Below are 13,087 nucleotides of genomic sequence, written 5' to 3' on the forward strand. Positions count from 1 at the left end.
GGACGTGCACCCACTCGGCGGAGAGGACCGGCTGAATCACCCGTATGGCGGGGCCTGCGCGGAGCCGGTGGGGGGCACCGGCCGCGGAGGGGCAGGTGCCCTGCACGGTGGTGCCGTGACCGATCCCCGAGTCGGGAAGCGGCACCCCCGTGGTCGCGTGCCCGCCGACCTCGACGCGGCGACGGAGCCGGCACCGTGACCAGAGCCCAGCCGCTGGGCGGGCGGCCACGCCACGGCTGGGTGAAGCTGAAGACGTGAGCACCAGTGACAAGCACCCGGTAACCGCTGAGCAGATCCACTCAGCGCTGGCCGCCCTGGCCGCTGAGCCTCCGGCAGATCCCGACAAGCGCCCCGAGGGGCCGCAGGAGGATGACCGCCTGCGCCTGCTGGGCAGTCTGCTGGCGAAGACGGAACTCGAGATCACCGCCGCCACCCGCCTGAGTGAGGAAGAGGAGATCGAGGACGTTCTCGAGACGATGCTCGGCTGGGGGGAACAGCTGGGCTCGGACCCCGGCGTCGCGGTCAACGTCCTGACCAACCGGCTGCAGCGCACCGCGCTGCAGGTCTCCGAGCCCGAGGCGGAAGAACTGCCACCCGGTCGGGAGGCCGCCTTCGCGGCCGTCATGACGGCCGTGTACACGCTCGGCGCCCAGTTGCACGCGGACCGCGGCGACGCCGAGGGGACCCGACACGCGCTGAGCGGGGCTGAGGAGGCCCTCATCGACGTCCTGCAGGGCGTGCACGACCTGCGCGTCGCGATCGGCGACGCCCCCGGGCCGGAGGAGGAGGCCGGCAGCTGACCTGTCCGGCACCCGACCGGCCGAGTGCCGAGACCCTGTGATGAGGCGGGAAGAGCTCGGTGCCGGAGTGGCCGGTTCAGGGCAGGCAGCGACCTGGGCCACCGTAGGGTGCCCGCCGTGACCGTTTCTTCGTTCGGGGCGCCACTGTGGCGTGACCGTCAGTTCGTCCTGCTGGTGTGCGCTCGGGTCATTTCGGTCCTGGGCAACGGCTTCGCCCGGGTGGCGCTGGCGTTCGCCGTACTCGCGCTGCCGGGGGCCGGTGCCGGCCGGCTGTCGCTGGTGCTGGCCTGCCAGGCGTTGCCGCAGCTGGTGTTCGTCCTGGCGGGCGGGGTGATCGCGGACCGCGTCTCCCGGTCGGGACTGATGGTGCTGGCCGATGCACTGGGGGCCGGGGCGTACGCGGGACTGGCCGTCATGGTGCTGACCGGTCATGCGCCGCTGGCGGCCATGTGCCTGCTGGCCGTGGCGGCCGGGACGGCGACGGCTCTGTTCGGCCCCGCGATGGACGGCCTCGTGCCGCTGATCGTGCCCGCGGACCGCTTGCAGCGGGCCAACGGGCTGCTGCGGGTCGGTACCAACAGCTCTCTCCTGCTCGGCCTGGCGCTGTCCGGGATCACGGTGGCGCTGGTGGGCGCCGGCTGGGCGCTCGCACTCAACGCCGCGTCCTTCGTCGTCAGCGCGGCGCTGACGGCCCGGCTGCGGGTGGGCGCCCGGCCGCGCAGGAAGACATCGGGCTGGAGCGACCTGCGCGAGGGGTGGCAGGAGTTCGCTTCCCGGCAGTGGTTGTGGGTCGTCGTCGCCCAGTACGCGGTCGTCGTCGCCGCGCTCAACGCCAATGCCGGGGTGCTCGGCCCGCTGACGGCCGAGCAGCATCTGGGCGGGGCCCGCGCGTGGTCGGTCATCGTGGCGGCGCAGGCCGTGGGGACCATCGCCGGTGCAGGAATGGCCGCCCGCGTGCGAGTGAGCCGTCCCATCCTGGTGGCGGTGCTGTGCACCTTTCCGGCCGCCGTGCCGATCGTGCTGCTCAGCGTCCGAGCCCCCGTATGGCTGACCGCGGCGGCGATGTTCGGGGCCGGGATCGCGAGTGATGTCTTCGGGGTGCTGTGGGCCACCACCATCCAGCGGGAGATCCCGGAGCGGGTCCTGTCCCGCGTCAGTTCCTACGACTGGTTCGGTTCCCTGGCCTTCGCGCCGCTCGGGCTGCTCGTCGCGGGCCCGATCGCCGCTGCCGTGGGGACCGGCCGGGCCCTGGCCGGCTGCGCCGCCCTGGTCGTCCTGGCCACTGCGGCGGCCCTGCTCTCGCCGCAGGTGCGCACACTGCGCACCTGCGGCGAGGTGTCCTGCGGTGCGACGGCTTCCGGGGAGGGGGCCGAGCGCCCGGTGAGCGAGGAAGCGGCGGGCTGAGGAGGCGCGCGGCACGGCCGGCACCGGCCGGAGGACGGAATTCGCGTTCACTTGCAGCAATCGGCGGTGTGCGGCACCCGATCCGCACACGCGGTGTGACAGCGTGTACACGGCCACCTCGGTAGGCGCACACGTACACCCGTCGACCCGGCACTGAGGACGAACACGATGTCGAAGCCCCCGCTCACCCCCGAAGCCGTCGCCATGATGAAAAAGCCCAACCCGGCTGTCATCACCACACTCCGGTCGGACGGCCAGCCGGTCTCCACCGCCACCTGGTACCTGTGGGAGGACGACGGCCGCGTCCTGGTGAACATGGACGAGGGCCGCAAGCGCCTCGCGCACGTGCGCAATGATCCGAGGGTCTCCCTCACCGTGTTGGACGAGGGCAACTGGTACAACCACATCAGCCTCATCGGCCGTGTGGCCGAGATCCGCGACGACCCGGACCTGGAGGGCATCGACCGGCTCAGCCGGCAGTACCTCGGCAAGCCCTATCCCCAGCGAGACCGCGCGCGGGTCAGCGCCTGGATCGAGATCGAGCGCTGGCACGGCTGGGGCGCGTACAAGGACAGCGGCCAGCCCGGCTGACCGCCGTCCGCGCCGTCCTGAGGTCCACGTGCGCCGGCCCCGACCGTACGGCGCCGTGTCCCCCTACGCATCCAGCGACGCGCAGGCCCCGGCGGGGTCGCCTCCGTCAGGGACCAGTCGTCTGGTGGCCCTCGGCGTCGGCGCCGTCCTCGGGCGCGGACCTTGGGAAGAGGTGGTCTTCGAGTGCCGTCGTCGCGAAGAGGAACGCAATCATCATGACCGGCACGAGCAGGGCAAACAGGAACACAGCACCTCCCGTAGGTCGGTCTGTGGCACCTGGTTGGGCCGATCTCAGGATGCGCCCGAATGGTCTAACACGCATGTCGTCCACCGCCGACCCGATGCCGGCAGCGCGTTCGTCTCCGTCGGTCCGCACGCCGGCACCGTCCTCGGCGGACTCGGGCCGGACTCCTGCGGTACGGGGAACTCGCACCAGCGCATGCTGCTGTCACCGGCGCCGATGGCCCTGCCCCCGCTCGGTCCGCCTCGAAGGCGGCGCTGACGATGTTGACCACCCAGTACGCCAAGGGGCTGAAGGACATACGCGTCAACGCCGCGGACCCCGGCTACACCGCGACCGACCTCAACGGCCGCAGCGGCCCCCAGACCGTCACCGAGGGCACGGACGCGATCGTCGCCCTCGCCACCGAGGAGCCCAGTGCCGCACCGGGCGCTTCGTCTCCCGCCATGGCGAGATCGCCTGGTCCTGAAAGCCGGCCGCGCCTCCAGGAATCCTGTCCCTTCAGGGGGCGGAGCAGTCGAAGACGCCCTCTTCAGTCGTGGAGTTGCCGGGACGCGCCGGGCCGGCGTCCAGCGGGTCAGATGACGGAGTTGAGCCAGCGGTGCAACGCCTCGTGCACGCTGTCCGACAGCGCGCTGAGCGCTTCGATCGCCTCTCGGTCCCCGGGACGAGGAGCGATGCCGGCGGCGGTCAGCACCGCGTACAGGTCCAGGCGCCGCAGGTCGCGCGGATCGACGCGGCAGGCGATGCGCTCCGCGGGATTGGGCGGCGGCAGCAGGGAGTCACCCACCGGGGCTCGATCCCACGCTCGATCGGCTGTTGCGGTGAAGGTCTGCATGATCTTGCTCCCGTCTGTGCGTACTTCCTCGTTACGGACGACGTCGTGCTCTTCGGGTGTGGCCTTCCGGCGCGGTGGGCGGATCGTGACGGCCGGTCGGCCGCCGCACCACACCCTGCCCCCGGGCACGGGGCAAATCGGCACCAAACGAGGCATGTTACAGATCGCACATCATTCCGTGACGCTTGCCTGCATGCTCCATCAACAGTGGGAAATCGCCCATTGGTTGCCCGCCGCGCCCGCCACGCAGCGGTGCCGCCGGGAACGGTGCTGGCGGCCCCGGCCGCGCCAACTCACCGACACCCGAAAGTGAGTAACAACCGTCCGAGTCAGCCGTCGAGAGGCACGGACGGCCGGATCGCGCACGGCACGTCTGCCGCGCCTTCGGACGTCGTCACGCCAAGTCGCCGACGAAGCCGTTGACTTGGCCGAGCCCCTCCATGACTTGAGACGCCGGAGTCGGCCTCGTCCCGCCCCGGGCCGGCGCGGTGTGCTCCCCGGGACGGGACGACGGTCGCCACGGCGAAGGCTCTGCCCTTCCTCACCAGTGCGCCGTTGCCCGGAACGTCAGTACTTCTTCGCGCCGGCCACGATCGCCTCGCGGATGCGGTGGTAGGTGCCGCACCGGCAGACGTTGCGGATCTCGTCGAGGTCGGCCTCGGTGATCTCGCGTCCCTCCTCGCGGGCCTGGCGGACCTTGGCGACGGCGGCCATGATCTGGCCGGGCTGGCAGTAGCCGCACTGCGCGACGTCGTACTCCAGCCAGGCCTCCTGCATCGGGTGCAGGTCGCTGCCGACGGTGGCGGGCAGGCCCTCGATGGTGGTGATCTCGTCGTCCGGGTCGACGGCGCCGACCGGCACCGAGCAGGGATTGAACGCCCTGCCGTTGATGTGGCTGGTGCACGCCTGGCAGACGCCCAGTCCGCAGCCGTACTTCGGCCCGGTGACGCCGAGGACGTCTCTGAGCACCCACAGCAGCCGTACGTCGTCCTCGATGTCGACGGTCACCCGCTCGCCGTTGAGGATGAAGGTGTGTTCGGGCACAGGGTTCTCCTAGTAGGCGCGGTCGAGGCCGTCGGTGGGGGACGCTGGGATCGGCGGGGTGGTGGGCAGCGGCTCGAAGCCGAGCGTTTGGTCGTGGTTGACGGGGAAGGTCGTCGGCATGGTTCCGGTGGCACGGCCGTAGGCGCAGGCCACGGCGGCCGCCGCGCCCGCCACGGCCAGCTCCCCCGCGCCGCCCGGCTCCCCGGTGGTGGGCGGCATGACGACGATCTCCAGCTCGGGCGGGACGTTCCATTGCCGGGTGTAGAAGTAGTTGTCCCAGCTCCCCTCCAGGAAGTACCCGTCCTGCAGGTGGAGCCCGGAGCTGAGGACGATCGCGATGCCGTCCATGATGCCGCCCATCATCTGGGCCTGCAGACCGCGTGGGTTGACGGCCAGCCCGACGTCCACGGCGCAGACGACCTTGGTGACGCGGGGGCCGGTGCAGGCGTCGCGGACCTTGCGGCCGGTGGTCTCCGGCCGGCAGTCGATCTCGGCGAGGACGGCGACGTAGCCGTGGTACTCGGGGTGGAGTGCGATGCCCTGCGCCGTGCCGGCCGGCATGCTGCGGCCCCAGTCGCCGGTCTCGGCCACCTTGTCGAGGACGGCGCGCGCCCGGTCCTCCTTGAGGAACTCGCGGCGGAACCGGTACGGGTCCTTGCCCAGCCGCTTGGCCAGCTCGTCCACGACCAGCTCCTGCGCGCACCGCACGTTGGGCGAGTAGATGTTGCGCATGGAGCCGGTGTGAAAGCCCTTGTCGGTCTCGCTGAGCAGCTGGGTGACGACGCCGAAGTGGTACGGCGTCTGCTGGGTGAGCGCGAAGATCGTCTCGGAGAAGGTGAGGTCGCCGACGGGCAGCCGGGCGGCCTCCGCGGTGATGATCTCGCCGACGCCGTGGCCGAAGTCGGTGGCGACGGAGGTGTGCCGCTGGTCGTAGGTGAGCACTTGGCCGAGCGCGTAGCCGGCACGCACGCGCGAGGTGGCCATGGGGTGGGTGCGGCCGTGCCGGAAGTCGTCGGTGCGGTGCCACATCAGCTTCACGGGCTTGCCCATCGCCTTCGAGACCTCGGCGGCCTCGGCGGCTGCGTCGTGGAAGAGCTTGCGGCCGAAGGAGCCGCCGCCCTCGGTGACATGGACCTTCACGGCGGAGACGGGCAGCCCCAGCTGCCCCGCGATCTGCTCCTGGGCGGTGATCGGGGACTTCAGACTCGCCCAGATCTCGGCCGCGTCGGAACGTACGTCGGCGATGGCGCAGTTGGGCTCCAGGGCGCTGTTGCTGGCGAAGTGGAAGGTGAACCGGGCGTCCACCGACTTGGTCAGCAAGCCCAGGGATGCGAGCGGGAGTTCGGCCTTGCGGAGTTCGTCCCGGATCGTCGTGTCGGACTCGCCCTCCGCGCTCCCCGGCCCCCAGGAGACCTTCAGAGCGCGCACCGCGTCGATGCACTGCCCGAACGTACGGCCGCGGACCGCGACCCCGGTGGAGACGGTCACGACGTCGGTGATGCCGGGCATCGCCCGCACCTGCGCGAGATTCTCCACGGCGCGGACCGTGCCGTTGATCGTCGGCGGACGGCACACCATGGCCGGCAGGGCGTCGGGGAGGTGCAGGTCCATCGCGAACTTCTTGCGTCCGGTGACCGCCTCCAGCGCGTCGATCCGCCCCCGCGCGGTGCCGATGACCTTGAACTCGGCGGTCTCCTTGAGGGTGACCGGCACCTGGCCGACCGTCTCCGCGGCGGCCTTCTCGGCCAGTTCTCCGTAGGTGAGGCTGCGGCCGGTCGCCGACGAGGTGATGACACCCGCCTTCGCCGTCAGCATGTCCAGGGCCTCCCCGAGTTCCAGAGCCGCCGCCTTCAGCAGCCGGTCCCTTGCCACGGCGGCCGCCACCCGGATCGGCGTGAAGGTCGAGATCGTGGTGTTGGACCCGCCGGTGAGCTGGTTGAACAGCAGTTCCGGCCGGGCGTCCGCGAGCGTGACCCGGATCCGCTCCAGCGGCAGGTCCAGTTCCTCCGCGATCAGCATGGCGCTGGAGGTCGTGATGCCCTGCCCCACTTCCGCCCGCGGCAGGGCGAAGGAGGCCGTGCCGTCGGCGTCGAGCCGGATCGTGATCAGGTTCGCCGTCGGCAGCGCCGCATGGGTGAGCATGTCGTTGAGGTCGTAGATCTCCGCCGGGCCGGGGAGGGAGGGGACGACGGCCGCCGCCTCGTCGGGCGCGAGCGCCACCTCGCCGAGTTCGGCGGCCACGGTCAGCGTGCCGGCGGCCAGCACATAGCCGAGGAATCTGCGGCGTGCGATCTGCCCCGCGTGACCGTGTGGTTCGTCTGTGTCCGTCAACTGTCCTCCCGGGAGGCGGAATTGCGTGGTGGTGCACCGGTGGTGCGCGGTGGGTCCTGGGGCGCGGAGCCGTGGAGCTTCGCCGGGGGCGCCCCGCGGGGTGGTGCGGCGATGCGGGTGAGTGGCCGTTCGGTCGCGGCGGCGGTGCCCGTGGGCACATGTCGCAGCCGCCTCAGGGGCCGGGGCGGTCCTTTGTCCGGGACGGTCGGGGCGCGGGCCAGGTCCCGCGGCGCGGTCACAGGTGTTCATGCGTTCTCCTTCGAACCTCCCCGACTTGTGCACACGCCCGGTCTCCCGGCGCCGCCGCGTCAGTAAGTTGCCGGTGATTCCACCGCTCACCAGCGGTTTCGGCCATAGGCGGGAGGCAGGAAAAGACGGCACGGGATTGTGCCGGCGCACAGCCCGGCGGGGTTAGGCTGCGCGCGTGACGCCGCAACTGAGGGCCGGCGACCGGGTGGTCGGGCTGGTCGGCCGACTGCTGACCGAGGTGGACCGGCTCGCGGAGGACCTCACCGACGAGATCCGCGGAAGCGAGCACTCCTACGCCGAGAGCACGCTCATCGGCCGCGACCAGTTGCGCGCGGTGGTCCGCGACAACCTGTCCACGATCTTCACGGCGCTGCAGGGCCGGCCCGCGACCCTGGAGGCGCCCCGCGCCGCCGGACGGCTCAAGGCCGAACAGGGCATCCCGCTGGCCGCGCTGCTGCACGCCTACCGGCTGGCCGGCCGCTTCATCTGGGACCGGCTGCTCGCCGCCGCCGTGGACGAGGAGAGCACGGTCCAGCTGCTGCACCTGGCCTCCGACATGTGGGCGGCCATCGACGACTACTCCAGCGCGGCCGCCGACGCCTACCGGTCCACCGTCGAGGAGCGGTCGCGTCGCGACGCCGCGGCCCGGAGCATGATGCTCACCTCCCTGCTCGACGGCAGGGCCGGCACGCACGCGAGCGCGTGGGAGATCGCGCGCGTCCTGGACCTCGACCGCCAGGGCCCCTTCCTGGTGGTCTGCGCCGAGGTCCACGACCGGGTCGAGCCGCTGCCCGGCGTGCAAAGGCGCCTCGGGGCGAGCGGAATCGGCTCCGAATGGATCCATCAGACAGGAGCCTGGGCCGGCCTGCTGTCCCTGCCTCACGCACAGGCGATCACGGCCGCGGTCGACCAGCTGGCCGCGATCACCCTGTCCCGGGTCGGGGTCAGCCGTGCCTTCGCCTCGCCCGTGAACGCCCCCGCGGCCTGGCGGCAGGCCCAACTCGCCGTCCAGTGTCTGCCCCACGGCACCCACGGCACCCACCTGTACGGCAGCGCACCCGTGTCGCTGCTGGCGGCCGCCTCCCCCGACACGGCGCAGGAGGTCGCCCGGTCGGTCCTCGGCCGCCTCCTCGCCCTGCCCCCGCAGGAACGGACGACGCTGCTGGAGACCCTGCACGCCTGGTTCGCCGTGGGCGGGTCGACGACCGCGGCGGCCGAGCGACTGCACTGCCACCGCAACACGGTGCTGTACCGCCTCAACCGCATCGCCGAGCTCACCGACCGCCACACCGCCGACGCACAGTCCTGCGCCGAGCTGTACATCGCGCTGGAGACCGTACGGCTGCGGGGGCGCCCGGGGTCACCCGGCACCGAGCGCTGAGCCTGCCCCGGGCCGGCCGCCCAGGCCGGCCGACAGCGCCGCCGACCGGTGCCGATACCGCCGCTATACCGCCGCTCTCCCCGGTGCGTACAAGGTGGGACAGGGACGCCGGGGTGGAGCCACCACTCGGTGAACGGCTGTACGGGAGGGCATCGATGTGTGGAAGCGCGCGGGTGGGCGTCGTTCACCCATGGTGCCGGGGAGCAGCCGCAATGGGGCTCCGCCCCGGTGCCCGCTGCCTCGGCTCGGCGCCGGGGCGTCGGAGCGTCGGTCTCGCAGTTCCGCTCCGTGCGCGGGCGGTGGCTCCGATGGGGACGTCGGTGCCGTCTGCGCGCCGAGGCGTCCGCCGGCGACGGGTCGTCCGCCGCACGGGCACGACGCCGGACGCGTCCGCACCCCACGGCAGGGGGGCCCGCCGTGCTTCATGACCCCGATCGCCGCGCCGTAGCTCCTCCCACGCAGTCGTCCGGCAGGCAGTTGCCCCGGCAGCGGTCGGCCGCGCCGTACGCCCGTGATCACGGCAACCCGCCGGAGAGGACCGCGCCGACCGACACCGGCGCACCGGCGGACGGCTGCCCGCCCTTCGTGTGTGCCGACTGCGACCTGGGTTTCGGCCGGCAGGTGCACCTCCATCTGCGCTCGTCGGCGGCCGAGGTGGCAAGGGCGCGTGCCTTGGTGGGCGCGGCCCTGACCTCGTGGGGCTGTGCGACGGGCGTCGTGGACGACGGCCGGCTGCTCGTCAGCGAGTTGCTCGCCAACGCGGTCCGGCACGCACCCGGTACATGGATCACGCTGGACGTGATGCAGATCGGTGAACGCCTGTTGGTGGAGGTCACGGACGGGTCCCTGGCGCAGCCCGTCGTCCGGCAGGCGGGGCCTCGGGAGGAGCAGGGCCGGGGGATGTTCCTGGTACAGGCGATCGCCTCGGCGTGGGGCGCGCGCCGTGACCGCCGTGGCCGCAAGACCACCTGGTGCACCCTCGCCGTCGACGGGCGCGGCGCGCCGCCGTTCCCGCCATGAGCCGCGCGCCTGCCCGGGCCCCGGTCGCGGACCGGCCCCGCCGGACCGGCGGGGATCTGCCCGGCACGCGGCACAAGAGCGCGTGCGCAAGCGAGCGGACCACCGCATGCCTCGCGGGCCATGCCCGGGACGGCTCCGGTGGCCCGGGCCGACGGTTCCGAGAGGGGCGGCAGTGAACGGCGTGGGGGAACGCAGGGGCCACGGCGCATCCGCGCTGGAGCACAGCCACGTGTACGGGTGGGAGGTGCACCGGGTCCGCGACAGCAGGCACCAGCAGGGTCCGTGCGGGACGTGTGCGACCGAGCAGAGCGCGCGGGCCTGCATCGAGGCCGCCCTGTCCGCCGAGGCCAGGCCGGGCGTGCATGCCTGGGGGCTGCTCAGCCGTGTTCCGGCGGCGTCCCGGCAGCCGACGTCGTCGTGGCCCGGGACGCCGATCGCGCGGGCCGTGCTCGGGCCGGACGGGACGGTGGCCTGGCAGCCGCCGGGCGGCCGGGGACTCGTACCGGCGGAGGGACAGGACGCCGGGCCGACGCAGTCGCGCGGTGAGCCCCTGTCCTCCGCGTTGAGCCGTTTCGCGGACGCCGCTCGGCGTCACCGGACGGCGGCCGCACTGTCCCGCCGGGAGATGGCCGAGCGGTTGGGCTGCTCCGAGGCGGACGTGGAGCGGCTGGAGGGCGCCGCGCAGGTGCCTTCCCGCGGTTTCGCCGTGGAGGCCGACCGGATTCTCGGCGCGGACGGCGCCCTGGCGGCTCTGTGGCCTTCCCTCGTCGAGTCTGCCTATCCCGAGTGGTTCTGGCAGGTCATCGAGTTGGAGCAGCAGGCGAGTTTCGTCCAGGAATTCGAGACGGTCGCGATACCCGGCCTGCTGCAGACGGAGGCCTATGCCCGGGCCGTGTTCTGCACCGCGCATCCGATGGCCCCGCCGTTGCAGATCGAGCAGTTCGTGATCGCCCGGCTGGACCGGCAGCGCATCCTGGCCAGAGACGACCCTCCGCAGATCATGATCGCACTCGACGAGGCGGTGCTGCGGCGCCGGGTCGGCGGGAGCCGGACCATGAGCGAGCAGCTCGGGCACCTGCTGGGGGTGGCCGAACTGCCCAGGGTGCACCTGCAGGTCATCCCGTTCAGCGTGCGCCAGCACCCCGGGGGCATGACCCCGTTCCGCATCATGGGATTCCGCGAGGGCCCGGAGTTCCTGTACGGGGAGTCGTTCATCGGGGGCCAGGTGACCAACGACGCCCAGCAACTCCGGCAGCACCACCTGGCGTTCAACCTCATCCAGGCGCATGCGCTGTCCCCGCCGGACTCGCGCGTCCTGATACGTCGGCTGAGAAGGGAAATCGAAGGTGGACCGGACTGAGCTGCGCTGGCGCAGGAGCAGCCACAGCATGGGGAACGGAGGCAACTGTGTGGAGGTCGCCGCTGCCGAGCACGCCGTCTTCGTCCGGGACAGCAAGGACGCCGACGGTCCGGCGTTCGGGTGCGGCCGGGAGCCGTGGCTCGCCTTTGTCACGGGCCTGCGCGACGACCGGAATCGGGCACCGGCCCCGCCGGGCCCGGGTTCGGCCCACGGCACAGGCCGGCTTGGGTGAAGTGGCGTATGCGGCACGGCACTTCTACACTCCCCCGAGCGCCGTGAACCAGGACGGCACCGCCATCCCTCTTCTCGTGGGGCCCCGTGACCGCATCCGCGCACACCTGCGGATGTACGGTGCGCTCGAGCCGCCGGCGCCGGACCCCGGCGGCGAACCGGGGCGTCCTCCGTGCGTCCCGGTGTGCCTTCGGTGCGGCATCGGGTGCGCCAACGAATCGACTCCCCCCACCGGCGGATGCCGGTGGCCGCCTCGAAAGAAGGTCCAGCCATGGGTTCGGTCGGTGCGCATGCGGTGGTCATCGGCGCGTCGATGGGCGGGCTTGTCGCGGCGCGTGCGCTGGCCGGACGATTCGCCCGGGTGACAGTCGTCGACCGGGACACGCTGCCCGGGGATGCGCGGGACCGGCGGGGCGTTCCCCACGGCGGCCACGCCCACGCGCTGCTCGTCAGCGGGCAGACCACGCTGGAAGAGCTGTTCCCCGGTGTGACCGGCGAACTGATCGCGGGCGGCGCCGTCCCCTTCGACCCGGGGTCGGACCTGCTCTTCCACCAGATGGGCGGCCATCGCATCCGGTTCGCCACCGGCCTGCGCGGGATCAGCCTCAGCCGTGCCTTTCTGGAGCACACGATTCGGGCCCGCGTGGCGGCGCTGCCCGCCGTGGAGCTCCGCGACCGGGTCGCGGTGTGCGCTCTGACCGGGTCCGCCGGGCAGGTGAACGGTGTCGAACTGGAGGGGGGTGAAGTCCTCGCCGCGGACCTCGTGGTGGACGCGACCGGTCACAGCGCCACGCGCTCCAACCGCTGGCTGGGCGACCTGGGTTGTCCCACACCCGACGTGGCCACCGTCAAGGTGGACGTCGGCTACGCCACCCGGCTGCTGCGCCGCGGTGCCGACGAGCGGCTGCTCGACGGCGTCCTGCTCTACCTGACGGCCGGCATTCCGCCGCACGACAAAAGGGCGGCCGCGGTGTTCCCCGTGGAGGGCGACCGGTGGGTGGTCACCCTGGCCGGCTGGCACGGCGCCCACGCGCCGCTCGATCCGCAGGGCTTCGCGAAGTACGCCGCCCAGCTGCCGACCCCGCACATCGGCGAACTCGTCGCCCGCGCCGAGCCGGTGGAGGAGAAGGACGCGCGCAGGTTCACCTATCCGCAGTCCCGCCGGCGGTTCTTCGAGCGGCTGCGGCAGCCCCCCTCGGGCTATGTGGCGATCGGAGACGCCCTGTGCAGCTTCAATCCCGTCTACGGACAGGGCATGAGCGTCGCCGCCCTCGAAGCGGTGGAACTCGGCCGCTGCCTGGACCGGTTCGGCACCGCGTCCTCCGCGATGGTCCGCGCGTACTATCGCGCGGCGGCCAAGGTGATCGCCGGCCCGTGGCAGGTGGCGACGGGCGGCGATTTCATGTACCCGGAGACGGTGGGCCAGCGGCCGCCGGGCACCGGCCTGGTCAACCGCTATGTCCGGCAGGTGCTGCTGGCCAGCCACGTCTCCGTGGACGCCCACCGCGTCGTCCTCGACATGCAGCACCTGCTGGCCCCGCCGAGCGCGGCCCTGCGGCCCGGCACGGTCGTACGCAGCCTGCTGGCCGCCCGCAGG

General features: G+C 72.4%; 12 protein-coding genes and 1 pseudogene. 9 read left to right on the forward strand and 4 right to left on the reverse strand.

Annotated elements, in window-relative coordinates:
- The first annotated feature begins 254 nt into the window (after positions 1 to 254).
- From ACLU3S_RS03260 to ACLU3S_RS03270, 3 genes are all read left to right on the forward strand, one after another.
- Complete coding sequence (locus ACLU3S_RS03260) at positions 255 to 800, forward strand: hypothetical protein (protein WP_413950155.1); 546 nt, start codon at positions 255 to 257, stop codon at positions 798 to 800.
- Positions 801 to 917: 117 nt separating this feature from the next.
- Complete coding sequence (locus tag ACLU3S_RS03265) at positions 918 to 2,204, forward strand: MFS transporter (RefSeq protein WP_413950156.1); 1,287 nt, start codon at positions 918 to 920, stop codon at positions 2,202 to 2,204.
- Between the two features lie 168 nt (positions 2,205 to 2,372).
- The gene (locus ACLU3S_RS03270; RefSeq protein ID WP_413950157.1) at positions 2,373 to 2,795 is read left to right on the forward strand and encodes a PPOX class F420-dependent oxidoreductase; all 423 of its coding nucleotides are present in this window, start codon (positions 2,373 to 2,375) and stop codon (positions 2,793 to 2,795) included.
- Between the two features lie 106 nt (positions 2,796 to 2,901).
- Here ACLU3S_RS03270 and ACLU3S_RS03275 read toward each other — a convergent pair whose 3' ends face one another.
- Positions 2,902 to 3,042 carry a hypothetical protein gene (locus tag ACLU3S_RS03275; RefSeq protein ID WP_413950158.1) on the reverse strand — a complete coding sequence of 47 codons (141 nt, stop codon included), beginning with the start codon at positions 3,040 to 3,042 and terminating at the stop codon, positions 2,902 to 2,904.
- 221 nt (positions 3,043 to 3,263) lie between these two features.
- Here ACLU3S_RS03275 and ACLU3S_RS03280 point away from each other — a divergent pair.
- Positions 3,264 to 3,505 (forward strand): annotated as a pseudogene (locus tag ACLU3S_RS03280) (SDR family NAD(P)-dependent oxidoreductase); the annotation flags it as partial.
- A gap of 108 nt (positions 3,506 to 3,613) precedes the next feature.
- Here ACLU3S_RS03280 and ACLU3S_RS03285 read toward each other — a convergent pair.
- The 3 genes from ACLU3S_RS03285 to ACLU3S_RS03295 form a co-directional block, all read right to left on the reverse strand.
- Positions 3,614 to 3,874 carry a hypothetical protein gene (locus ACLU3S_RS03285; protein WP_413950159.1) on the reverse strand — a complete coding sequence of 87 codons (261 nt, stop codon included), beginning with the start codon at positions 3,872 to 3,874 and terminating at the stop codon, positions 3,614 to 3,616.
- A gap of 567 nt (positions 3,875 to 4,441) precedes the next feature.
- Complete coding sequence (locus tag ACLU3S_RS03290) at positions 4,442 to 4,918, reverse strand: (2Fe-2S)-binding protein (protein ID WP_413950160.1); 477 nt, start codon at positions 4,916 to 4,918, stop codon at positions 4,442 to 4,444.
- Between the two features lie 9 nt (positions 4,919 to 4,927).
- Positions 4,928 to 7,249 carry a molybdopterin cofactor-binding domain-containing protein gene (locus tag ACLU3S_RS03295; protein ID WP_413950161.1) on the reverse strand — a complete coding sequence of 774 codons (2,322 nt, stop codon included), beginning with the start codon at positions 7,247 to 7,249 and terminating at the stop codon, positions 4,928 to 4,930.
- A 424-nt stretch (positions 7,250 to 7,673) separates the two neighbouring features.
- On the opposite strand from ACLU3S_RS03295, the gene ACLU3S_RS03300 reads away from it, so the two are divergent.
- From ACLU3S_RS03300 to ACLU3S_RS03320, 5 genes are all read left to right on the forward strand, one after another.
- Positions 7,674 to 8,879, forward strand: a complete 1,206-nt coding sequence (locus ACLU3S_RS03300; RefSeq protein WP_413950162.1) for a PucR family transcriptional regulator — start codon at positions 7,674 to 7,676, stop codon at positions 8,877 to 8,879.
- Positions 8,880 to 9,356: 477 nt separating this feature from the next.
- The gene (locus ACLU3S_RS03305; protein ID WP_413950163.1) at positions 9,357 to 9,899 is read left to right on the forward strand and encodes an ATP-binding protein; all 543 of its coding nucleotides are present in this window, start codon (positions 9,357 to 9,359) and stop codon (positions 9,897 to 9,899) included.
- A gap of 181 nt (positions 9,900 to 10,080) precedes the next feature.
- Positions 10,081 to 11,259 carry a helix-turn-helix domain-containing protein gene (locus tag ACLU3S_RS03310; protein ID WP_413950164.1) on the forward strand — a complete coding sequence of 393 codons (1,179 nt, stop codon included), beginning with the start codon at positions 10,081 to 10,083 and terminating at the stop codon, positions 11,257 to 11,259.
- Entirely contained in the window at positions 11,246 to 11,491 is a 246-nt protein-coding gene (locus tag ACLU3S_RS03315) for a DUF397 domain-containing protein (RefSeq protein ID WP_413950165.1), read from the forward strand. The genes ACLU3S_RS03310 and ACLU3S_RS03315 overlap by 14 nt, the downstream gene beginning before the upstream one ends.
- A gap of 270 nt (positions 11,492 to 11,761) precedes the next feature.
- Positions 11,762 to 13,087, forward strand: a 1,326-nt coding sequence (locus ACLU3S_RS03320) for an FAD-dependent oxidoreductase (RefSeq protein ID WP_413950166.1), incomplete at its 3' end; no start/stop codon positions are given.

The organism is Streptomyces sp. AF1A (assembly GCF_047340315.1).
Lineage (GTDB): Bacteria > Actinomycetota > Actinomycetes > Streptomycetales > Streptomycetaceae > Streptomyces.